This window comes from Mesorhizobium sp. WSM4989 (assembly GCF_029625795.1).
Lineage (GTDB): Bacteria > Pseudomonadota > Alphaproteobacteria > Rhizobiales > Rhizobiaceae > Mesorhizobium.
In genome coordinates, this window is the sequence record NZ_JARTVN010000002.1 from 254,303 (window position 1) to 276,443 (window position 22,141).

At 64.9% G+C, this 22,141-nt stretch carries 23 protein-coding genes; 12 read left to right on the forward strand and 11 right to left on the reverse strand.

All coding sequences use genetic code 11. The features are described from left to right. The 4 genes from P9217_RS13985 to deoA are packed head-to-tail and all read left to right on the forward strand — an operon-like array spanning position 1 to position 3,542. Positions 1 to 972 carry an ABC transporter permease gene (locus P9217_RS13985; protein WP_067325751.1) on the forward strand — a complete coding sequence of 324 codons (972 nt, stop codon included), beginning with the start codon at positions 1 to 3 and terminating at the stop codon, positions 970 to 972. A gap of 58 nt (positions 973 to 1,030) precedes the next feature. Beyond that, positions 1,031 to 1,423 carry a cytidine deaminase gene (gene cdd, locus P9217_RS13990; RefSeq protein ID WP_067325754.1) on the forward strand — a complete coding sequence of 131 codons (393 nt, stop codon included), beginning with the start codon at positions 1,031 to 1,033 and terminating at the stop codon, positions 1,421 to 1,423. Beyond that, positions 1,420 to 2,226, forward strand: coding sequence for a purine-nucleoside phosphorylase (locus P9217_RS13995; protein WP_095778797.1), 807 nt, complete (start codon positions 1,420 to 1,422; stop codon positions 2,224 to 2,226). The genes cdd and P9217_RS13995 overlap by 4 nt, the downstream gene beginning before the upstream one ends. Further along, positions 2,226 to 3,542 carry a thymidine phosphorylase gene (deoA, locus tag P9217_RS14000; RefSeq protein ID WP_278087085.1) on the forward strand — a complete coding sequence of 439 codons (1,317 nt, stop codon included), beginning with the start codon at positions 2,226 to 2,228 and terminating at the stop codon, positions 3,540 to 3,542. Before P9217_RS13995 ends, deoA begins: the two co-directional genes overlap by 1 nt. A gap of 8 nt (positions 3,543 to 3,550) precedes the next feature. Here deoA and P9217_RS14005 read toward each other — a convergent pair whose 3' ends face one another. The 3 genes from P9217_RS14005 to P9217_RS14015 form a co-directional block, all read right to left on the reverse strand. Continuing rightward, positions 3,551 to 4,117: a TIGR02281 family clan AA aspartic protease gene (locus P9217_RS14005; protein WP_278087086.1), complete on the reverse strand. Its 567-nt coding sequence runs from the start codon at positions 4,115 to 4,117 to the stop codon at positions 3,551 to 3,553. 105 nt (positions 4,118 to 4,222) lie between these two features. After that, complete coding sequence (gene upp / locus P9217_RS14010) at positions 4,223 to 4,852, reverse strand: uracil phosphoribosyltransferase (RefSeq protein WP_067002624.1); 630 nt, start codon at positions 4,850 to 4,852, stop codon at positions 4,223 to 4,225. Positions 4,853 to 5,027: 175 nt separating this feature from the next. After that, positions 5,028 to 6,002: an adenosine deaminase gene (locus P9217_RS14015; protein ID WP_095800650.1), complete on the reverse strand. Its 975-nt coding sequence runs from the start codon at positions 6,000 to 6,002 to the stop codon at positions 5,028 to 5,030. Between the two features lie 171 nt (positions 6,003 to 6,173). Between P9217_RS14015 and ubiE the strand changes: the two genes are divergently transcribed. The 3 genes from ubiE (at position 6,174) to coaBC (ending at position 10,084) form a co-directional block, all read left to right on the forward strand. Next, positions 6,174 to 6,950, forward strand: a complete 777-nt coding sequence (gene ubiE / locus P9217_RS14020) for a bifunctional demethylmenaquinone methyltransferase/2-methoxy-6-polyprenyl-1,4-benzoquinol methylase UbiE (RefSeq protein ID WP_127325050.1) — start codon at positions 6,174 to 6,176, stop codon at positions 6,948 to 6,950. 13 nt (positions 6,951 to 6,963) lie between these two features. Then, entirely contained in the window at positions 6,964 to 8,538 is a 1,575-nt protein-coding gene (gene ubiB, locus P9217_RS14025; protein WP_095781082.1) for a 2-polyprenylphenol 6-hydroxylase, read from the forward strand. 73 nt (positions 8,539 to 8,611) lie between these two features. After that, positions 8,612 to 10,084: a bifunctional phosphopantothenoylcysteine decarboxylase/phosphopantothenate--cysteine ligase CoaBC gene (coaBC, locus tag P9217_RS14030; protein WP_278087087.1), complete on the forward strand. Its 1,473-nt coding sequence runs from the start codon at positions 8,612 to 8,614 to the stop codon at positions 10,082 to 10,084. Here the strand turns inward: coaBC and P9217_RS14035 are convergent. From P9217_RS14035 to P9217_RS14060, 6 genes are all read right to left on the reverse strand, one after another. Continuing rightward, positions 10,081 to 11,532, reverse strand: a complete 1,452-nt coding sequence (locus tag P9217_RS14035; RefSeq protein ID WP_278088292.1) for an MFS transporter — start codon at positions 11,530 to 11,532, stop codon at positions 10,081 to 10,083. The genes coaBC and P9217_RS14035 overlap by 4 nt on opposite strands. A 194-nt stretch (positions 11,533 to 11,726) precedes the next feature. After that, positions 11,727 to 12,203 (reverse strand): DUF992 domain-containing protein, encoded by a 477-nt coding sequence (locus tag P9217_RS14040; protein WP_278087088.1) that lies wholly within the window; start codon positions 12,201 to 12,203, stop codon positions 11,727 to 11,729. A 189-nt stretch (positions 12,204 to 12,392) separates the two neighbouring features. Further along, on the reverse strand, positions 12,393 to 13,244 hold the full coding sequence (locus P9217_RS14045; RefSeq protein WP_095826741.1) for a tetratricopeptide repeat protein: 852 nt from the start codon (positions 13,242 to 13,244) through the stop codon (positions 12,393 to 12,395). A 131-nt stretch (positions 13,245 to 13,375) separates the two neighbouring features. Beyond that, positions 13,376 to 13,639, reverse strand: a complete 264-nt coding sequence (gene rpsU / locus P9217_RS14050) for a 30S ribosomal protein S21 (RefSeq protein WP_040969057.1) — start codon at positions 13,637 to 13,639, stop codon at positions 13,376 to 13,378. Positions 13,640 to 13,816: 177 nt separating this feature from the next. Further along, a complete protein-coding gene (locus P9217_RS14055; protein ID WP_278087089.1) occupies positions 13,817 to 14,203 on the reverse strand; it encodes an SET domain-containing protein-lysine N-methyltransferase in 387 nt (128 codons plus the stop codon). Positions 14,204 to 14,311: 108 nt separating this feature from the next. Beyond that, positions 14,312 to 15,070 (reverse strand): SDR family oxidoreductase, encoded by a 759-nt coding sequence (locus P9217_RS14060; protein WP_067325787.1) that lies wholly within the window; start codon positions 15,068 to 15,070, stop codon positions 14,312 to 14,314. 253 nt (positions 15,071 to 15,323) lie between these two features. Between P9217_RS14060 and P9217_RS14065 the strand changes: the two genes are divergently transcribed. The 5 genes from P9217_RS14065 to P9217_RS14085 all read left to right on the forward strand — a co-directional run bounded on the left by P9217_RS14065 (position 15,324) and on the right by P9217_RS14085 (position 20,844). Further along, positions 15,324 to 16,577 carry a sarcosine oxidase subunit beta gene (locus P9217_RS14065; RefSeq protein ID WP_067002609.1) on the forward strand — a complete coding sequence of 418 codons (1,254 nt, stop codon included), beginning with the start codon at positions 15,324 to 15,326 and terminating at the stop codon, positions 16,575 to 16,577. Positions 16,578 to 16,662: 85 nt separating this feature from the next. Continuing rightward, a complete protein-coding gene (locus P9217_RS14070) occupies positions 16,663 to 16,959 on the forward strand; it encodes a sarcosine oxidase subunit delta (RefSeq protein ID WP_067325793.1) in 297 nt (98 codons plus the stop codon). Next, complete coding sequence (locus tag P9217_RS14075) at positions 16,956 to 19,964, forward strand: sarcosine oxidase subunit alpha (RefSeq protein WP_278087090.1); 3,009 nt, start codon at positions 16,956 to 16,958, stop codon at positions 19,962 to 19,964. Before P9217_RS14070 ends, P9217_RS14075 begins: the two co-directional genes overlap by 4 nt. After that, complete coding sequence (locus P9217_RS14080; protein ID WP_067325799.1) at positions 19,957 to 20,541, forward strand: sarcosine oxidase subunit gamma; 585 nt, start codon at positions 19,957 to 19,959, stop codon at positions 20,539 to 20,541. Before P9217_RS14075 ends, P9217_RS14080 begins: the two co-directional genes overlap by 8 nt. 84 nt (positions 20,542 to 20,625) lie before the next feature. Next, positions 20,626 to 20,844, forward strand: coding sequence for a hypothetical protein (locus P9217_RS14085; protein WP_278087091.1), 219 nt, complete (start codon positions 20,626 to 20,628; stop codon positions 20,842 to 20,844). 85 nt (positions 20,845 to 20,929) lie between these two features. Here the strand turns inward: P9217_RS14085 and P9217_RS14090 are convergent, their stop codons facing one another. Both P9217_RS14090 and P9217_RS14095 read right to left on the reverse strand, forming a co-directional pair. Continuing rightward, positions 20,930 to 21,166 carry a DUF680 domain-containing protein gene (locus P9217_RS14090; RefSeq protein WP_095800511.1) on the reverse strand — a complete coding sequence of 79 codons (237 nt, stop codon included), beginning with the start codon at positions 21,164 to 21,166 and terminating at the stop codon, positions 20,930 to 20,932. A 160-nt stretch (positions 21,167 to 21,326) separates the two neighbouring features. After that, on the reverse strand, positions 21,327 to 21,971 hold the full coding sequence (locus P9217_RS14095; RefSeq protein ID WP_278087092.1) for a TetR/AcrR family transcriptional regulator: 645 nt from the start codon (positions 21,969 to 21,971) through the stop codon (positions 21,327 to 21,329). Between the last annotated feature and the right edge of the window lie 170 nt (positions 21,972 to 22,141).

Consider the following 22,141-nt stretch of genomic DNA (forward strand, 5'->3'; position numbering starts at 1 on the left):
ATGGACAGTTTCAACGCGATCGTCCAGGTCCTGGATTCCACCATCCGCCTGTCGGTGCCGCTGCTGCTTGCCTGTCTTGCCGGCCTCTATTCAGAGCGGGCCGGCATCTTCGATATCGGTCTCGAAGGCAAGATGCTGGTCGGCGCCTTCGCCGGCGCTGCAGCGGCATCGGTCTTCCATTCGGCCTTTTTCGGTCTCGGCACCGCCGTCCTGATCTCGGTCGCCTTCGCCATGGTGCACGGTTTCGCCTCGATCACGCATCGCGGCAACCAGATCGTCTCCGGAGTCGCCATCAACTTCGTCGCCGCCGGTTCGACCATCATCCTCGGCCAGGCCTGGTTCGAGCAGGGCGGCCGCACGCCGGCGCTGCAGCCGGGCGAGCGCTTCGAGGCGATCGTGTGGCCGGGCGCCGAAGCCGTTCGCAACGTGCCGATCCTCGGGCCCGTTTATGCCGAGCTGATCTCCGGGCATTCGATCCTGGTCTACTTCGCCTTCGCGATGGTGCCGTTCACCTGGTGGGTGCTGTTCCGCACCCGCTTCGGTCTCCGGATGCGCGCCGTGGGCGAAAACCCGGCCGCCGTCGACACCGCCGGCATCTCGGTCGCCTGGCTGCGCTACCGGGCGCTGATCTGCACCGGTATCCTTACCGGCGTCGCCGGCGCATATCTCTCCATGGTCCAGAATGGCGGCTTCGTGAAGGACATGACCGCGGGCAAGGGCTATATCGCGCTTGCCGCGCTGATCTTCGCCAAATGGAAGCCGGTCAACGCGATGTTCGCCTGCCTGCTGTTCGGCTTCCTCGACGCGGCATCGATCCGCTTGCAGGGCTCGCCGCTGCCGATCCTGGGCAAAGTGCCGGTGCAGTTCATGCAGGCGCTGCCCTATGTACTCACTGTCATCCTGCTCGCCGGCTTCATCGGCAAGGCGATACCGCCGCGCGCCGGCGGCGTGCCCTATGTCAAGGAACGCTGAGGCTCGGGCAGTCTCGGCAACCGGCAATTTGAACAAGATCGTGGGAGAGAAAAAGGAAATGTCGCATGATCTGTTCGAAGCGGCCAGGACGGCGATGGCCAAGGCCTATGCGCCCTATTCCAAGTTTCCCGTAGGCGCCGCGCTGCGCACCGAGGACGGTCGCGTCTTCACCGGCGCCAACATCGAGGTGGCGTCCTATCCGGAAGGCTGGTGTGCCGAGACCACCGCGCTCGGCCACTACATCATGGGCGGCGGCGGCAAGATCACCGAGATCGCGGTGATCGCCGAGCGCATGGCCAAATGCTCGCCCTGCGGCGGCTGCCGGCAGCGGCTGGCGGAATTCTGCCGGCCGGAGACGAAACTCTATCTCTGCGACAACACCGGCGTGGTCGAGACGGTCACCATGGGCGACATGCTGCCTTACGGCTTCAGGGGCGATATCCTGAAATGAAGGAGGCGCTGGATCATCTGGTCGAGAAACTGGACGGGCTGGCCCCGACCGCGGCGCTTGTGCTGGGCTCCGGCCTTGGTGGGCTGGTCGACCAGGTGGAGGACGCAAGGCGCATCCCCTATGCCGAATTGCCGGGCTTCCCGCGCAGTGGCGTCTCCGGCCACGCCGGCGAGGTGGTGGCAGGGCGTTTCGCCGGCACGCCGGTGCTGATGCTTTCCGGGCGCGCGCACTATTACGAGCACGGCAATGCCGCCGCGATGCGCCCGGCGCTCGAGGTGCTTGCCGGCATCGGCATCTCGCATCTCATCCTCACCAACGCCGCCGGCTCGGTCGATTCCGAGATGGGACCGGGCTCGGTGATGATGATCACCGATCACATCAACTTCTCCGGCTCCAATCCGCTGATCGGCGAGCCGAGCGACCGCCGCTTCGTTGGCCTCACCGAGGCCTATGATGCCGGCTTGCGCAAGGCGATCGAGACGGCGGCGAAGGAGACCGGCACCGCGCTCCACCAGGGCGTCTACATGTGGTTTTCCGGACCATGTTTCGAGACGCCGGCCGAAATCCGCATGGCGCGCGTCATGGGCGCCAACGCGGTCGGCATGTCGACCGTGCCCGAAGTGATCCTGGCCCGCTTCCTCGGCCTCAAGGTCGCTGCCTGCTCGGTGATCACCAACCTTGCGGCAGGCATGACCGGGGCGGAACTCTCGCACCAGGAAACCAAGGACATGGCGCCGGTCGGCGGCGCGCGGCTGGCGACGATCCTGCGGCGCGTCTTCGAGGAAGGTTTGCCGGAAAGCTGATGCTCCCGCAGGAAATCATTCGGCGCAAGCGTGACGGCCACAAGCTCTCGATGCCCGAGATTGCGACCTTCATCGAGGGGATCACGGCCGGCACGCTCTCGGAGGGCCAGATCGGCGCCTTTGCCATGGCGGTGTTCCTCAAAGGCATGAGTCGCGAGGAAGCAGTGGCGCTGACGCTCGCGATGCGCGATTCCGGTGACGTGCTCGACTGGTCCGATTTGCCGGGACCGGTCACTGACAAGCATTCGACGGGCGGCGTCGGCGACAATGTCTCGCTGATGCTGGCGCCGATCGTCGCGGCCTGCGGCGCTTATGTGCCGATGATCTCCGGCCGCGGGCTTGGCCATACCGGCGGCACGCTGGACAAGATGGATGCCATTCCCGGTTACGTCAGCCGGCCGGATTTGGCGCGGTTCCGCAGGACGGTGCTCGAGACGGGCTGCGCCATCATCGGCCAGACCGCCGACCTGGCGCCGGCCGATCGGCGGCTCTACGCCATCCGCGACGTGACGGGCACAGTGGAATCGGTGCCGCTGATAACGGCTTCGATCCTGTCGAAGAAGCTTGCCGCCGGGCTCGACTCGCTTGTGCTCGACGTCAAGGTCGGCAACGGCGCCTTCATGGAGAAGTCGCGCGATGCGGCCGCACTTGCGAACAGCCTGGTCGAGGTCGCCAATGGCGCCGGCCTGAACGCTTCGGCACTGGTGACCGGCATGAACGAGCCGCTGGCCTCGGCAGCCGGCAATGCGGTCGAGGTGAAGAACGCGGTCGACTTTCTCACCGGCCGGTTCCGCGACCGCCGGCTGGAGGACGTCACGCTGGCGCTTGCCGCCGAGATGCTGCAATCGGCGGGAGTTGTCTCGTCCAACCAGGACGGGATCAGGCGCGCGGCCGAGACGCTCGCCGGCGGCCGCGCGGCGGCGGTGTTCGCGCGGATGGTGACGGCGCTCGGCGGACCCGCCGACATCGTCGAGAACCCGGAGAAATATCTGCCGAAGGCGGCAGTGGAATTGGCGGTCAAAGCGGCCGAGGACGGCTTCGTCACCGGGATCGCGACGCGCGACATCGGGCTCGCCGTCGTTGCGCTGGGCGGCGGGCGCGTCCGTCCGGACGACAAGATCGATCATTCCGTTGGCCTCACCCGACTGCTGCCGGTCGGCGCGGAGGTGCATGCGGGCGAGGCGCTGGCGCTGGTCCATGCGCGGACCGAGGCCGACGCCGAGGCTGCCGCCGTCGCGGTGCGCGCCGCCTATACGGTCGGTCACTCGAAGCCGACCGCAGAAAAGACGGTGCTCAGGCGGATACTGCCTCTGTAAAATCGCGCCTATTGAACGAGCAACAGCGCGCCGTCCTGGACTTCGTATTTCTGCAGCCGCTGCAGGAAGCTCATGCCGATCAGATTGGTTTGCAGCGCTCGATCGTCGAGCACCACCGCCTGGACGTTGTCGAGGGAAATCTTGCCGATCTGCAGACGGTCGACGGTGACCACGGCGGCCTTGATGGCGCCGTTCGCCGTGTTCACCTGTTGATTGAAATCCGACTGGTTGAGCGAGATGCCGATCCGGCGCGCCGTCGATATGTTGATCGCGACGAGCGTCGCGCCGGTGTCGATCATGCCGTCTATCTGACGGCCGTTGAACTTGAAGGCGGAAGTGAAATGGCCGCGCTGGTCGGCATTGACCAGCACCTGGCGGCCGAGCGGCATCGGCGCCGCCGGCCTGGCTGGAACCGAAGCGAGATTGACGTCCGGCTGAGCCTCAGGCGGCGCCGGCTTCGAAGCAACCGCCGATCTCAGCAGGGTTTCGACCATCTGCGGGTTCGACTGATAGATGATCGGAATCGATGCCGAGCTTCCGACAAAGACGCCAAGGAGAAGAAGCTTGCGCAGCATGGATCGACCTTCGTGAAGGTTCGATCCTTAAGCCGACATGGTGTCTTCGGCTTTAACGCGCGCCGGAACCACGGCGTTTCGTAAACGACCGGTTAAGAAAAGATCTCACTTGGTTCCGTACATGCGGTCGCCGGCGTCGCCGAGGCCAGGCATGATGTAACCCTTGTCGTTCAACTGGCGGTCGATCGAAGCGGTGAAGATCGGGACATCCGGATGCGCCTTGGTGAAGCGCTCGATGCCTTCGGGCGCCGCAAGCAGGCAAAGGAAGCGGATGTTGGTGGCGCCGCGCCCCTTCAGCTTGTCGATCGCCGCGATCGCGGAATTGGCGGTCGCAAGCATCGGATCGACCACGATCACCAGACGGTCGGCAAGGTCGCTCGGCGCCTTGAAGAAATATTCGATCGCCTCGAGCGTCTCATGGTCGCGGTAAAGGCCTATATGGGCGACGCGCGCCGCCGGCACCAGATCGAGCAGGCCTTCGAGCAGGCCATTGCCGGCCCGCAGCACGGAGGCGAAAACCAGCTTCTTGCCCTCCAGCGTCGGCGCTTCCATCTCCTCGATCGGGGTCTCGATCGTGGTGGTCGTCAGTTCGAGGTTGCGGGTCACCTCGTAGCCGAGAAGCAGGGAGATTTCGCGCAGCAGCCGCCGGAAGCCTGCCGTCGAGGTCTCCTTCTTGCGCATGATGGTCAGCTTGTGCTGGACAAGGGGGTGGTCGACGACGGTGACGCCCTGCATGGTCTTCTCCAGTGAATGGTGAGTAGTGAATAGTGAATAGTGAGCCGGTTTGCGAGTCCTGATGGGCCGATGATTGGTTGACACGCTGAAGCCGCCGGCAAACGTTCACCATTCACCATTCACCATTCACCATTCACCATTCACCATTCACCATTCACCATTCACCATTGACCATTCACCGGCCTTTGGGGTCGAGCCGGCTCATCAGCATCGCCTTGGTCTTCCGGTCGACGAAGGCCGCCTCGATGGCCGTCCTGGTGACGGCGATAAGCGCCTTGTCGTCCATCGCGAAATGCTCGGCGGCGATGTCGTATTCGCGCTTCAGCGAGGTCCAGAAATAGGGCGGGTCGTCGGAATTGAGCGTCACCTTGCAGCCGGCCGCGCGCAACGCCGGAAAAGGATGCGTGGCGAAACTATCGAACACCTTGAGCGCGATGTTGGAGCCGGGGCAGCATTCCAGCACCACGCCCTCGGCGGCTATGCGGCGAACGAGGTCCGGGTTCTCGATGGCGCGCACGCCATGGCCGATCCGCGACGGGCGGATATGGTCGAGCGCTGCCGCCACGCTTTCCCAGCCCATCAATTCTCCGGCGTGGATGGTGATGCCGAGGCCGGCCTCGCGCGCGATCTCGAACGCACGGACGTAGTCCTCGAAATCGCCGATGCGCTCGTCGCCGGCGACGCCGAAGCCGGTGACCAGCGGATGGCCGCAGCGCGCCGCAAAGCGCGCCGCCTGCTCGATCGCCTCGACGCCGACGTGGCGTACGCCGGTGACGATCATGCGCCCCTCGATGCCGGTCCTCGCCTTGGCGCGGGCCATGCCTTCGCCCAGCGCGTCCGTATAGGCCTTGGGCGAAAGCCCGGCCCTTTTCGCGTGATCCGGCGAGGTGAAGACCTCGGAATAGATGGCGCCGTCGCGGGCGAGGCTGGTGAGATAATGATCGGTTAGACGGGCGTAATCCTCCTCGGTGCGGAACAGGTCGGAAGCAAAATCATAGGCGGCGAGGAAAGACGTGAAATCGTGCCAGACGAAAGAGCCGTTCTGGATGTAGGGCGAAGGGTCCTTGCCGTATTTGCGGGCCTGGCTGACGACGAGGTCGGGCGCCGCTGCCCCTTCGATGTGGCAGTGCAATTCGGCTTTCAAGATCATGCGGCCATCCCGTGCGGTATTCTTCTGTCGTGGCGCCGATTCCGGGTGGAAAATCGTGGCAAACTCTTCCCCGACCCGTTCTGAAAGCGCGGCCGAAAACCGCGCCTTGGACAATAGCGCCCGCCCCATCGATCGGCTATGGTCCCGCCGGTTTTATGGCGGATCGAAATAATGTCAGTTGAGAGAACCACGGCCGCGGGCGGCATGGAAACCTCCTATGGTTTCAGGAAGGTTGGCGAGGGCGACAAGCAGTCGCTCGTCAATGACGTCTTTCACAAGGTGGCCAATCGATACGACCTGATGAACGATCTGATGTCGGGTGGGTTGCACCGGCTGTGGAAGGACGCGATGGTCGCGTGGCTCAACCCCCCGAAGCGGCCGGGCTGGAAGGTGCTCGACGTCGCCGGCGGCACCGGCGACATCGCCTTTCGCATCATCGAGGCAAGCCAGCGCCATGCGCATGCCACGGTGCTCGACATCAACGGCTCGATGCTCGACGTCGGCCGCGACAGGGCCGAAAAGAAAGGCCTCTCGGAAAACACCGATTTCGTCGAGGCCAATGCCGAAGCGCTGCCGTTCGAGGACGGCACGTTCGATGCGTATACGATCGCGTTCGGCATCCGCAACGTGCCGCGCATCGATGTGGCGCTGAGCGAAGCTTTTCGTGTGCTGAAGCGCGGCGGGCGCTTCCTATGCCTGGAGTTTTCCGAGGTCGACATGCCGCTGCTCGACAAGGCCTACGAGGCTTGGTCGTTCAACGCCATCCCCAAAATCGGCAGGGCGGTGACCGGCGACGACGAGCCCTATTCCTATCTGGTCGAATCGATCCGCAAGTTCCCCAACCAGCAGAACTTCGCCGCGATGATTGGTCGGGCCGGCTTCGATCGGGTTACTTTCCGCAACTATTCGGGGGGCATCGCGGCGCTCCATTCGGGCTGGAAGCTTTGAGGCAGGGCGTCCGATGACCAGCGTTGGCGCCGGCTTCCGGCTCGCCAGGGCCGGCTGGGTGCTGGTCCGCGAGGGCGTCGTCGCGGCGCTGCCCGGCGAAGAGCTTTCCGGTATGCCGAAGCTCGGCTGGCGGCTGGCGCGCGTGCTCACTCGCCGCCGCGCCCGAAGCCATCTGCGCGGCGACCGGCTGGCGCAGGCGGTGGTGCGGCTGGGGCCATCCTATGTGAAGCTCGGCCAGTTCCTCGCCACGCGGCCCGACGTCGTCGGCAACGACATGGCGGTCGACCTTGCGCTGCTGCAGGACAAGATGCACACCTTTCCGAGGGCGGAAGCGGTCGCGGCGATCGAAGCCTCGCTCGGGCGCAGGATCGAGGATCTCTACGCAACCTTCGGCGAGCCGGTCGCGGCGGCATCGATCGCCCAGGTGCACGGCGCCGAAGTCGTTCGCGACGGAAAGGCTTCACGGGTCGCGGTGAAGGTCATCCGCCCCGGCGTGCGCCATCGCTTCTTCCAGGATCTCGAGAGCTACTTCCTCGCCGCCCGCCTGCAGGAGAAGTACATCCCCTCCTCGCGGCGCCTGCGGCCGATCGAGGTGACCCAGACGCTGGCGCAGACCACCAAGGTCGAGATGGACATGCGGCTCGAAGCGGCCGCGTTTTCCGAGCTCGCTGAGAACACCAAGGATGATCCGGGCTTCCGCGTGCCGGCGGTCGATTGGGAGCGGACCGGCCGAGACGTGATCACCATGGAGTGGATCGACGGCGTCAAGATGAACGATCTGACCGGCCTTGCTGCCGCCGGTCACGACCTCAAGGCGATCGCAGCCAATCTCGTCCAGTCCTTCCTCAGGCATACGCTGCGCGACGGCTTCTTCCATGCCGACATGCATCCGGGCAACCTGTTCGTCGAACCGGACGGCACCATCGTTGCCGTCGATCTCGGCATCGCCGGCAGACTCGGCAAGAAGGAGCGGCGTTTTCTGGCCGAGATCCTCTACGGCTTCATCGTGCGCGACTACCGGCGCGTCGCCGAGGTGCATTTCGAGGCCGGCTATGTGCCGCGTCAGCACAATGTCTCGGCCTTCGCGCAGGCGATCCGCGCCATCGGCGAGCCGATCCACGGCCAGTCGGCCGACACGATCTCGATGGCCAAGCTTCTGACGCTGCTGTTCGAGGTCACCGACCTCTTCGACATGGCGACGCGGACCGAGCTGGTGCTTTTGCAAAAGACCATGGTGGTGGTCGAAGGCGTGGCCCGCACGCTCGATCCGGCGTTCAACATGTGGAAGACTTCGGAGCCGGTGGTCAGTGACTGGATCGCGGGCAATCTCGGCCCGCGCGGCGTGCTCTCGGACGCGCGGGACGCCGGCAAGGCCTTGATCTCGCTGGCGAGGCAGGCGCCGGACATTGCGGTTCGCACCGAGCGGCTGTCGCGTGAGATCGACCTGATGGCCGAGCATGGCTTGCGCTTCGACGAGGCGACCGCGCGCGCGATCGGCAAGGCGGAGGCGCGCCACACCCGCTCCGGCCGGGTGGCGCTGTGGACCATTGCGCTGACGCTGATTTACATCGCGTGGCGGATTTTCTGACCGCCCGCCGCCTTGCTGCGTTTTGATTGCATTGCTATCATTGCCGGCGCTAGTTTGAGGCGGGTGCAATCAGATGGCCAGTATCACGATCCGCAACCTTGACGATGGAGTTAAGGACCTGCTGCGCCAATTGGCTGCCGAAAATGGCTGCTCGATGGAGGAGCAGGCCCGGGCGATGATCAGGGCGGCGGTTGAGGGCCGGGCAGGGCAGGCCGACCGCATCGACCAGATCGAGAAGACGCTGCGTGCGCTGACCGGCCCCGGCCAGCAAGCACCGCCTATCGCCGACATGCCCGGCAGGCCATCAGTTCGCGGAACGCTCTCCGGCAAACGCGTCCTTCTCGTCATCGGCGGCGGCATCGCCGCCTATAAATCGCTCGATTTGATCCGGCGCCTGCGCGAGCGCGGCGCTTCTGTCCGGGTGGTAATGACATCAGCCGCGCAGGAATTCGTCACCACGCTGTCCGTCGGCGCGCTTTCGGCCGACCATGTTTTCACCGAACTCTTCGACCGCAATGACGAGCACGATGTCGGCCACATAAGGCTGTCGCGCGAGGCCGATCTGCTGGTCGTGGCGCCGGCCACCGCCGACCTGATGGCGAAGCTCGCCAACGGCCATGCCAATGATCTTGCCTCGACGGTGCTGCTTGCGACCGACAAGAAAGTGCTGATGGCGCCGGCGATGAATCCGAAGATGTGGTCGCATCCGGCAACGCGGCGCAACCGGGCGACCCTGCAGAAGGATGGCATCGCCTTTGTCGGGCCGGCCAAGGGCGAGATGGCGGAAAGCAACGAGGCGGGCGAAGGCCGCATGGCCGAGCCGCTGGAAATCGTGGCCGCGATCGAGGCGATGCTCGGCGAGAAGCCGAAGCCGCTTGCGGGCCGCAAGATCATCGTCACCTCGGGGCCGACGCATGAGCCGATCGATCCGGTGCGCTACATCGCCAACCGTTCGTCCGGCAAGCAGGGCCATGCTATCGCGGCGGCACTGGCGAAGCTCGGCGCCGATGTCCGGCTCGTGTCCGGTCCGGTCAACATCGCCGATCCGGCCGGGGTGAAGACCACTCATGTGGAAACAGCGGCCGAGATGAAGGAAGCGGTCGAGAGCCTTTTGCCGGCGGACGCGGCTGTTTTCGTCGCGGCCGTCGCCGACTGGCGCACCGCGAATGCCGCCGGTGAAAAGATCAAGAAGGTGGCGGGGAAGGGCCCGCCGTCGCTCAAGATGGTCGAGAATCCCGACATCATCGCGGGCGTCGGCCATCATGCGCAGAGGCCCGGTCTTGTCGTCGGCTTTGCCGCCGAGACGCAGGACCTCATCGGCAACGCCGAGGCCAAGCTCAGGAAGAAGGGCGCCGATCTCATCGTCGCGAACGACGTCTCGCATGGCAGCGGCATCGGCCCTTCCGGCGTTATGGGCGGCGATCGCAACAAGGTGCGTATCGTCTCGCGCACGGGCGTCGAGGAGTGGCCGGAGATGGGCAAGGACGAGGTGGCGACACGGCTCGCCGCATCGATTGCCGAGCGGCTGAAAACGACAGTGGTTTAGCTGGCCGCTGCCTGCGGTCGCATTGGCGGCAGCGCGATCCGCAGCGCGGCGATGCAGCCGAGGATCCCAAGCGGCACGAAGGCGAGGAAGAGCCAGCCGGCCACGCCTGCAGCCGCGTCACGATTGAGGCCTTGCGAGAAGCCGCTGGCGTTGGCGACGATGCCGGCAAGGGCCGCGCCCACCGCGTAGCCGATCCGCTGCATGGTCGGCACGGCGGCGGAAGCGATCGTCTGCTCGCCGTCGCGGGCCGAAGCGACGATGACGCGCGTCAAGAACGGCCAGCAGACGCCGAAGCCGCCGCCCTGCAGCAGAGCGCAGAGCAGGATCAGCGGGATCGAACCTGCGGGGATGGCGTAGGCGAAACTGGCAAGACCGGAGGCGATCATCAGCGCGCCGACGACGATGATCAGTCTTTCGCGTTCCAGCGGCGCATTGGCGATGAGGATCGACAGGATCGACCAGGCGATGGATTCGGCGGCGATGATATAGCCGGTGGTCAGGATCGGAATGCCGTGCAGCGTGGTGAGCAGCAGCGGCCCGTAAATGGTGAACGTGCAGGTCGCTACCGAGAAGGCCGCAACCATGGTCATGCCTGAGCCAAGCGGCGAGCGCCATGAGAACAAAGGTGCCGGAAACAGGCGCGAGCGCGGCCTGAGGGCATCGATGCGGAAGAAAAGCGCCAGGCCGATCAGCCCGACGGCCAGCAGCAGCGACGAGCGCAGCAGGGCGATGTCGATGCCGGCGGCAGCGATCAGCACGACGGCGATGGCGAGACAGGCAAGCGCCGGATAGGGAAAGGGCGGCGCCGTGCCGCTGCCCGCCTGCGGCCTCGTCGCCTCCGGCGTGTCCAGCACGATAAAGCTCGCCAGCGCCATCGCCGCGCCGCCGACAGTGAAGACGCCAAAGGCCCAGCGCCATGACAGGAACTCGGTCATAACAGCGCCGAGCATCGGTCCGCTGAAGGCGGCGACGCCCCAGATCGCCGACATGATGCCGAAGAGCTGCGGCCAGATGTTGCGCGGAAAGAGACGCTCGACCGAAACGAAGGCGAGCGACACCAGCGCGCCGCCGCCAAGTCCCTCGACCAGCCGCCCGGCGAGGAAGAACGGCATGGAGGGTGCCGTGGCGCAGATCAGCGCGCCTGCCGCGTAGAGCAGGGCGGCGACCATCATGTTGGAGCGCAGCGCGACATAGCTCACCAGCCGCCCGGCGGCCGCACCCGCGACGATGGCGCCGAGCTCATAGATCGCCAGCGACCAGCCAACCAGCTGCACGCCGGCCAGCTCGCCGACCATGGCCGGCATCACCGTCGCCACCATAGTCTCATTGGTGGCATGCAGCAGGATGCCGAGACTGACGAAGCAGAAACGCGCCAGGTCGCCGCTTGCCCACAGCGCTCGCCAGTCCACCTTGTTGCCGGCCACCTTGCCGCCGCCTGCTGCCGTCACGTCGATCTCCCGCTTGTTTTCCGCAACCTCATCCGCATTGCGAACGAAGCGCCAGATCCAGTTCGGCAGGGCTTGTAGAACCTCAAGCGCAGTTGAGCTCAAGAGGCTTTTCGGGGATATCGGCGAGCAGCGCGCTAAAAATTCGGCCCGGAGCGAGAGTCCCGGGCCGTATCGGTGCTAACTGATTTGAAATTTCACTTATAGGAGTGGACGAGGTCCAGCGAAGCCACGGCAACAGCGAGGTTGACGCCGGTCTGCGCCTGGACGCTCAGCGGCTCGAGCATGAAGGCGCCGTCGAGGCCGCCGACCAAAAGATTGGCGCCGCCACCGGTCACGACGCTCGCCTCCGCGTTGACGCCGTAATAGCTGCCGGCGAGATCGCCCGAGTCATGGTGGCGGGTGGCGGCGAGAACCGCCCAGACAAGCTGACCTTGATGCGTCCGGCCGATATCGACGCCGAGCTTGGAGATCATGCCCGTGTATAGCTCGGCCGGGCCGTGATGATAGGGGCGGAAGACGCAGGACACGCCCTTGTTGGAGGTGATGACGTAACCGGTGCCCCCGTCGATGGTGCAATCGAGCGTGCCGAGCCGGAGCGTGCCGGCGCTGACCGGAGAAGCGTGGACCGTGGCGGCAAGCGCGGCGGCGGCACAGGCAAGTGTCTTGATCATCGGAAAGGTCCTTTCGCAACAAACGGCCCCGGTTAAACGGTCGAGGTGCGAGGAGCGTTCCGCCCAAAACTTGGCGCGAGCATGGCGAGCCAACACATCGCCGTTGGCGACTAACGGCCACATCGGCGTGTCAGCGCCGCAATAGACCCATCGCGGGCGACCGGACCCCCGGGCGGCCTTAGCTTCCGATCAGCTGGCGCCGGCCGAGGTGCGCGACAGGCCGTCCTTGGCGGGTTGGTAGTTCGGGTCGAGGTGGACAGCTTCGCGGTAGGACTTGGCCGCCCTTTCCTTGTCGCCGCGTCGCTCGTAGATCAGCGCCTGGTTGGCCCAGGCCTCGGCGTTCTTGCCGTCGAGCTTGATGGCCATGTTGAAGTCGGCGAAGGCGTTGTCCTCGTCATTCATGGCCAGATAGGACAGGCCGCGGCCGTTGTAGGGCTCGGCTGCGTCCGGCGCCAGCGAGATGGCGGTCGAGAAATCCTCGATGGCGAACTTATGCTGGCCCTGGCTCTGATAGATCAGGCCGCGATTGTGGTAGGCGCGGGCGTCGGTCGTGTCGAGTTGGATCGCCTTCTGGAAATCGTTGAAGGCGTCGTTGACGCGGCCGGCCTTGCGATAGAGATTGCCGCGGCCGATATAGGCGGCGTCGTAATTGGCGTTGATCTGGATCGAGCGGTTATAGTCGGCAAGCGCTGCTTGCTGGTTGCCCAGGAAACGCTGGATGAGCGCCCGGTTCGAATAGGCCTGATAGAAGTTCGGATTGAGCTGGATGGCGGTGTCGAAATCCTTGAGCGCCGCCTGGTACTGGCCGCCGCGGCCATAGGCCGAGCCGCGCACATTGTAACCCTCGGGATCCTGAGGATTGCGCTGGATGACAGCCGACAGCGAGGAGATGTTCTCGGTCGAGCCTTGCGCCTTGTCGATACTGTTGAACTCCCCCGTCGGGGCCGTCTGGCATGCTGCAAGGGTCAGGCCCGAAAGCAGGGCCGCCGTCAGGGCGAAGCCGCGAAAAGCGGTTCTGCGCTCCACGGTAATTGCGTTCATCTCAGTCCTCACTGGCGCCGCGCCGTCAAGTCCGTTCCCTCTCCGAACCGGCTCGAATAACAAAAAGGTGGCGGCGATTCCGCATCGCGCCACCCTCGGTATCCTTCGAAAAGGACGAAAAATTGACGGTATCAGCGCGGCGAACGCGATGCGCCGGCAGCACCAGCCGGAGCCGGGCGCGGGGTCATCGGCAGCAGGCCTTCGCGCTGGGCGCGCTTGCGGGCCAGCTTGCGGGCGCGGCGGACGGCTTCCGCCTTCTCGCGGGCACGCTTCTCGGACGGCTTTTCGTAGTGACCGCGCATCTTCATTTCGCGGAAAATACCTTCGCGCTGCATCTTCTTCTTCAGCGCGCGAAGCGCCTGATCAACGTTGTTGTCGCGGACGAGTACCTGCACGTGCAATCCTGTCTTCGGGTTTGAAATCTCAGGCAAGCAGCCCATAGCCGCATGCCTCCGCAGTGACCTGCACCGCGAATTGTGCCGGCTGATAGCAGAATCAGGCCGTGCTGTCCACCGTTGATTGCAGGAAACCGCGATCGGAAGCCCGAGCGCCGTGCCTTGCCGGTCTGAGCCTTAGGCGGTCGCCAGATGCAGACGGGCGAAATCCTCAAAGAATTCGCCATAGTCGCAAGTGATTTCCTCGCCGGCCGCGATATCCCGGGTCGCTGTGGCGCCACCATATTGGGAGAAATCCGTGTTCGGCCGCTCGGAATGGTTCATGAAGCGGCCATTGTCGACCTCATATACCATGAAACCCGGCTTGTCCGGGCTCGGATAGGCGTAGCGGTCGAGCAATTCCTTGAGATGCGGCGGCGCCTTCTCGTATTTCTCCATGGGGATCAGCCGGTCGAAATCGGGATCGAGCCGCCAGATGGAGGAACCTTTCCTGACCGGCTCGGCGGCGAAAACGCCGACGCCTTCGATGGCGCTCTGGGCTACATAGGTTCTGATCAGCAGCATCGTTCCGATCCGTTTTCGACGGGAAACCAAATCGTCAAAACGGACCGGAATGCAAGGCCCCGTCGCGCGATTTCAGCGGATGAGCATGGCTGCCGACCGTCAGATGATTCACGTCCGATTGATCGAGACGCCACCATCGGCAAACAGCGCCGCGCCGGTGGTGAAGCTTGAGGCGTCCGAGGCAAGGTAGAGCGCTGAGCGGGCGATCTCCTCGGGCCGGGCCACACGCTTCAAGGCATGCAGGTTTTCGACGAATGTCCGCGACTCCGGCGTCTTGAACGTCGCTGCGGGCGTGTCGGTGCCGCCGGGCAGCAGCGCGTTGACGCGCAGCCCTTTCGGGCCGTATTCGGCGGCCAGCACCTGCGTCAGCCCGATCAAACCCGCCTTGGCGGCGGCATAGGCGGCCATGCCCGGCATGCCGGCGGTATAGCCGACGAAGCTCGAGGTGAAGATCAGCGAGCCGCCGCCGCGCTCCAGCATCGCCGGGATCTGGTGCCTGGCGGCGAGGAAGGCGCTGGTCAAATTGGTGTCGATCGTGTCGTGCCAAGTCGCCGGCGCCATCTCCGGAACCTGCGCCATCAAGCCGACGGCGCCGGCATTGTTGAAGGCAATGTCGAGGCCGCCGAACCTTTCGACTGCAAGCTCGACCAGAGCCCTGGCATAGGCTTCGTCTCGGACATCGCCGGCGAGTGCAATTGCGGTTCCACCGGCCGTCTCGATTTCGCCGACGAGTGCATCGAGTTCGGCCCGGCGGCGCGCCGCGACGACGAGACTGGCGCCCTGCTCGGCGAACAGACTGGCCGTAGCGCGGCCGATGCCGGAACTGGCGCCGGTGACGATGGCGACCTTTTCGGTGAGTGCGAACATTTCACATCCTTTCTCTATGCCGGTCCAGCCGGTGGTGGGATGATTGGTCGCAAATCGGCATTTCGGCAGCCACCCGAAAGCTGACTTGCCGATCGGAATGCAAGTTGTCGGGCATGCGCCGCGCAGCCGCGGCGCAAAACGGCAAGCGCCGTCGCAAACAGCGCAAGGGTGACTGCACGCTTTCGCTAGTGATACACCACGCGCGCCGGGGAATGCCCGGCCGAGATCCGCGATTTTTGGCGCGAGGCTGAACGTGAAGAAATACTCCGTATTCGCCATTGCCCGCGAGGCGATGCGCGGCCACAAGGGCTGGGAAGAGCAATGGACCTCACCCGAGCCGAAGAAGGAATACGACGTCATCATCGTCGGCGCCGGCGGCCACGGCCTGGCCACCGCCTATTATCTGGCGACCGAGCACGGCATCACCAATGTCGCGGTGCTGGAAAAGGGCTGGCTCGGCGGCGGCAACACCGGCCGCAACACCACCATCATCCGCTCCAACTATCTCTATGACGAAAGCGCCGGCATCTACGACCATGCGCTGAAGTTGTGGGACGGACTGAGCCAGGAGCTCAACTACAACGTCATGTATTCGGCGCGCGGCGTCATGATGCTCGCGCACAATGTGCATGACGTTCAGGTGTTCAAGCGCCACATCCATGCCAACCGCCTCAACGGCATCGACAATGAGTGGCTGACGCCGGAACAGGCGAAGGAGTTCTGTCCGCCGCTCAACATTTCCAAGGAGGCGCGCTATCCGGTCATGGGTGCCGCGCTGCAGCGCCGCGGCGGCACGGCCCGCCACGATGCGGTCGCCTGGGGTTATGCGCGCGGCGCCTCGGCGCGCGGCGTGCACATCATCCAGAACTGCGAGGTCACCGGCGTCAAGCGTGCGGCCAACGGCGCGGTCACCGGCGTCGAGACGACGCGCGGCTTCATCGGCGCCAAGAAGGTCGGCGTCGTCGCTGCCGGCCATTCGTCGGTCATCATGGATATGGCCGGCGTGCGCATGCCGTTGGAGAGTTATCCGTTGCAGGCGCTGGTCTCGGAGCCGGTCAAGCCGGTGGTGCCATGCGTCATCATGTCGAACACGGTGCACGCCTATATCTCGCAGTCGGACAAGGGCGAGCTGGTCATCGGCGCCGGCACCGACCAGTATATCTCCTATTCGCAAACCGGCGGCCTGCACATCCTGCAGCACACGCTCGACGCCATCTGCGAGATGTTCCCGATCTTCACCCGCATGAAGATGCTGCGCTCCTGGGGCGGCATCGTCGACGTGACCCCCGACCGCTCGCCGATCCTGGCTAAGACGCCGGTCAAGGGCCTCTATGTCAATTGCGGCTGGGGCACCGGCGGCTTCAAGGCGACGCCAGGTTCGGGCAACGTCTTTGCCCACACCATCGCCAGGGACGACCCGCACCCGATTAACGCGCCCTTCACGCTCGAGCGCTTCCGCACCGGCCGTCTCATCGACGAAGCGGCGGCGGCGGCGGTGGCGCATTGATGATGGCCGAGATGGCCTGCCAGAAGCTTTGCGATCAACCGGCCGGCGCCCGCGTCGGCCATGGCGAATTGTAGGATCAACCTAGATGCTTCTCATCCGCTGTCCCTATTGCGAGGAAGAGCGCCCGGAACTCGAGTTCCGCAATGCTGGCGAGGCGCATATCGCGCGCCCGACCAACATTGCCGCCGAGAGCGACGACGATTTCGAGAAATTCTTCTTCATCCGCTCGAACCCCAAGGGCGTGATCTATGAGCGCTGGCGGCATATCCATGGCTGCGCCCGCTTCTTCAACGCCGTGCGCGACACCGTGACCGACAAGTTCGTCATGACCTACAAGGCCGGCGAGCCGAAGCCCGCGAAGCTGCCTGGAGCCTCGAAATGAACGCCGCCTTCCGCATCTCCGGCGCCGGGCGTCTCAGCCAGGCGAAGACCGCCTCGTTCAGCTTCGACGGCAAGCAGTATATCGGCATCGAGGGCGACACGCTGGCCTCGGCCTTGCTCGCCAACGGCGTGCATCTGGTCGGCCGCTCCTTCAAGTACCACCGGCCGCGCGGCTTCCTGTCGGCCGGCGCGGAAGAACCCAACGCGCTGGTGCAGATCGTGCGCGACGACGCGCGCAAGACGCCGAATGTGCGGGCGACCGTGCAGGAGCTCTATGACGGGCTCACCGCCAATTCGCAGAACCGCTGGCCCTCGCTCGCCTTCGATGTCGGCGCGGTCAACGACATTGCCTCGCCGATGTTCTCGGCCGGCTTCTACTACAAGACCTTCATGTGGCCGAAGTCGGCCTGGTTGAACTTCTATGAGCCGAAGATCCGCGCGACGGCCGGCCTTGGCGTTTCCCCCGACCGGCCGGATCCCGACCATTATGCGGCGCGCTACGCGCATTGCGACGTGCTGGTGCTGGGCGGCGGGGCGGCCGGCATCACTGCGGCGCTTGCCGCAGCCGAAACCGGCGTGCGGGTGATCCTCGCCGACGAGCAGGCCGAATTCGGCGGCAGCCTGCGCTTCGAGAGCGGCGCCAGGATCGATGGCGAGGACGGCTTTGCCTGGGCACAAGCCGCGATCGCCAAACTCAAGGCGATGGACAATGTCCGAGTGCTGTCGCGCACGACAGCTTTCGGGTACTACGCGCAGAACTTCGTCGGCCTGGTCGAGCGGGTCAGCGACCATCTCAAGAGCCCCGGCCGGGAGCTGGCGCGCGAGCGCCTGTGGCAGGTTCGCGCCAAGCGGGTCGTGCTCGCGACCGGCGCCATCGAGCGGCACATGGTGTTCGCCAACAACGACCGGCCGGGCGTCATGCTGGCATCGGCGGCGCGCACCTACCTCAACCACTATGGCGTGGCGGTCGGCAGGAATGTCGGCGTCTATACGGCAAACGACTCGGCCTACGCGGCCGCGATCGACCTGAGGAAGGCCGGCGTCAATGTCGCTGCCATCGTCGACCTGCGCGACAACCCGTCGGGGGCGGTGATCGACGAAGCGAGGAGCCTCGGCATCGAGATCAATTTCGGTCGCGCTGTGGTTAGCGCCGGCGGCAAGCTGCGCGTATCGTCGATGACGGTGCAGCCGAAGAACGGCGGCGGCGAGCGCAGGATCGCGGTCGACGCCATCCTGATGTCCGCCGGCTGGACGCCGTCGGTGCATCTGTTCTCGCAGTCGCGCGGCAAAGTCGCCTTCAACGAGGAGGCGCGACGCTTCGTGCCGGGGACCTATGCGCAGGACTGCGTCTCGGTCGGCGCCTGCAACGGCACGGACGGTCTGGAGGCAACGGTCGACGAGGCCTATGCGGCAGGCGCCCAGGCGGCAAGGGACGCCGGCGGCAAGGATTCCAGCGGCAAGATGGGCAAGGGCGCCAAGCCAAAGGTCGATGCCAGTGAAAGCTGGTCACGCGGCATGCTTGGCGCTGCGCCCGGCGCCGGGCCGGGCACCACGGTCAAGGCCTTCGTCGATTTTCAGAACGATGTCACCGCCAAGGACATTCGCCAGGCGGTGCATGAGGGCATGCACTCGATCGAGCACGTCAAGCGCTTCACCACCAACGGCATGGCGACCGACCAGGGTAAGACGTCGAACATGCACGGCCTGGCGATCGCCGCCGAGACGCTCGGCAAGCCGATCCCGCAGGTCGGTCTCACCACGTTCCGCGCGCCCTATACCCCGGTCACCTTCGGCTCGATCGTCGGCCATGCGCGTGGCGCGCTGTTCGACCCGACGCGCCGCACGGCGACGCATGGCTGGGCGGCCGCCCAAGGTGCCGTGTTCGAGGATGTCGGCCAGTGGAAGCGCACCTGGTATTTCCCGAAAGCCGGCGAGGACATGCACGCCGCTGTCAACCGCGAATGCGTGACGGTGCGCAAAGCGGCCGGCCTGTTCGACGCCTCCACGCTCGGCAAGATCGAGGTGGTCGGGCCGGATGCGGCGAAGTTCATGGAGCTGCTCTACACCAACCCGTGGGAGAAGCTGGAGCCCGGCCGCTGCCGCTACGGCATCATGCTGCGCGAGGACGGCTTCATCTATGATGACGGCGTCGTCGGCAGGCTGGCGCCGGACCGCTTCCATGTGACGACGACCACCGGCGGCGCGCCGCGTGTCATGCATCACATGGAGGATTATCTCCAGACCGAGTTCCCGCATCTCAATGTCTGGCTGACCTCGATCACCGAGCAATGGGCGGTGATCGCCGTGCAGGGGCCGAGCGCGCGGAAAATCATCGAGCCTTTGGTCGAAGGCATCGACATGTCGGACGAGGCACTGCCGCATATGTCGGTGCGAGAAGGCAAGATCTGCGGCGTGCCGACGCGGCTGTTCCGCATGTCTTTCACCGGCGAGCGCGGCTTCGAGGTCAACGTGCCGGCCGACTATGGCGAAGCGGTGTGGGAAGCGCTGTGGGCCGAAGGCCAGAAGCATGGCGCGACCGCTTACGGCACCGAAACAATGCACGTGCTGCGCGCCGAAAAGGGCTACATCATCGTCGGCCAGGATACGGACGGCACGGTGACGCCGAACGATGCCGGTCTCGACTGGGCGGTCGGCAAGAAGAAGACCGACTTCGTCGGCATCCGCGGCATGATGCGCGCGGATCTCGTCGCCAAGGGCCGCAAGCAACTGGTCGGCCTGAAGGCCAAGGATCCGAAGGTCGTGTTGGAAGAAGGCGCGCAGATCGTCGAGGATCCGAAACAGGCGATCCCGATGAAGATGATCGGCCACGTCACCTCCAGCTACTGGTCGGAGAACTGCGGGCGCTCGATCGCGCTGGCGCTGGTCGCCGGCGGCCGTGATCGCATGGGCCAGACGCTCTATGTGCCGATGCCGAACGGCACGATCGAGGTGGAGGTCACCGGCATGGTGTTCGTCGACGAAAAGGGGGAGCGCCTCAATGGCTAAGGCTACCGCCAAGACAAAAGCCGCCGACGCTTCAGCTGCCGCCGAACGGCGTCCGGCACTTGCCGGGCGCGCGGTGTCGGCGCCGGGCGTCAAGGTCGAGATCCTACCGCCGGCCGAACGCATCTCGCTGCGCGCGCCCGAAGCTTCCGTCGCCGCGCTCTCCAAGGCGCTCGGCGTGACGCTGCCGTCGAAGCCGAAGACCTCGGCGGCGAAAGGCGGGCGCACCGCCTTATGGCTCGGGCCGGACGAATGGCTGGTCATCGACGATGCCGGCAACGATCCGCTGGCCGACTGCGCCAAGGTTTCGGCGCTGCACTCCGCGGTCGGCATCTCGCATCGCAATGTGGCGATCTCGGTTGCCGGGCCGGCGGCCGCGGTGACGGTCAGTTCCGGTTGCCCACAGGACCTGTCGCTCGAGGCCTTCCCGGTCGGGGCAGCATCGCGCACCATTCTCGGCAAGTCCGAGATCGTGCTGCTGCGTACCGCTGAAGACACGTTCCGGGTGGAATGCTGGCGTTCCTTCTCGGACTATGTATTTACTTTGCTGTCGGAAGCGGCGAGCGACGCGGCGAACTGATCCTGCGCCAACCGGTCCGAAGGGCCGGCCTCGGGGAGCCTTCACCGGTCCGGGCCGTTTCTGCGGCTTGCGAGGAGACTGCCGATGCCGTGCAAGTCTGCGCCGAAGTCGCCAAAGAAGTCAGAGGCGGTCCGTTCGCTGAAGCGGGATCGCGAGATCGAGGAAGAAGAGCTCGAGGAAGGCCTCGAGGGCACCTTCCCGGCCAGCGATCCGGTGTCGATTACCAGCACCACCATCCCCGGCGGGCCGGCAAAGCCTGGCAGGGCCAAGACCTTGCCTGGAATGAAGTCGCACAAGAAGTAGAGCGCCGCCGCAGTCAAATCGGGCTTCAGGCTAAACGAAAACGGGCGGCCAAGCGCCGCCGGTTTCGTTTACGATTTGGCGCTGATTAGAGGCCCGGCACGAACCAAGGGTTCACGTCGATACCGAGCCGCGGGCCGTTGGTCGTCTGAGTGTTGGCGGCATCGGGCTTTTCCACTGAGCCGGTCGCGGCGCAGTCGAGCGCCTGATTGGTGTGAGCCTGGGTGCAGGCCGCAGGGGCGTGCTTGGCCGGCTGGCTCCCGCCAGCGAAAGCGGCGCCCGAGAAAGCCAGCAAGGCAGCGAGCGCGAGGATTGTCTTTTTCATCTTTCCGTCTCCAATCGTACATGTACGACACAACGTACATATACGGTTAATGGAGGCTGAATTCAAGAGGGAATTTGTACGCGTACGACAAATTAGCTTGAACCGAGTAACCGGCGTCGCAAATCAAGCGACCGGCGTTGTGTCAAGCCGGCGAAGCCGGTCAGCAGTTGACCGGTGTTTCGGTGAGCGGGGGTATGTCTTGCGCCGACAACGAGGCCAGCATGAAGTCGCACATCCGCTTCACATAGGCCTGGGGGTCGCCGAACGGATAGAAGGGAAAGGTGATCAGCAGCGAGATCGTGCCGTGGCCAACGGTCCACAGCATGGTGGCTATGGCGCGAGGGTCGCCTTTGAGCTTGCCGGCTGCGACGCAGGCCTCGACCCTGCTGATCAGCACCTTCATAGCCGGATTGCGCTGTTCCATGTCCTCGTAGCTCCGGCCTTCCGGCAGCCGGGTCTTCTCTGTCATGAAGACGGTGCGGTATTCATTGGGATTGCCGAGCCCGAAGGCGGCATACTCGGTCATCACAGCCCGCAGCGCCTCAACGGGATCGTCTGCCGGGTGCTCCTCGATGCGGCGGGCAAGCGTTTCGAACGCGTCCTCGGCGAGCGCGAACAGGATGTCCTGCTTATCGGCAAAATAGGAATAGACCGACATCGGCGCGTAGCCGACCCGCTTGGCAAGCTTGCGAATGGTAAGCCCTTCGTAGCCCTCTTCCTGCACAAGCTTGTGAGCTGCGTCGACCAGTTCGGAACGAAGCTCGGCTTTCTGTTTCTCGCGGCGTTTCTGAACGCTCAGCGGCAATTTCCGCCTGCCTTTATGGTTGGTTGCCTGACAAAATTATATACGCTGTACGGAAACGGACAAGGGAGCGGCCTGGTTCCCCAACTACGCCCTAACGCTTTGTTCCTACTTAATTCCGAACAGGAAAGCCGCTACCCACTTTTTCCGAACTAGATCGCGCTAATGCCGCC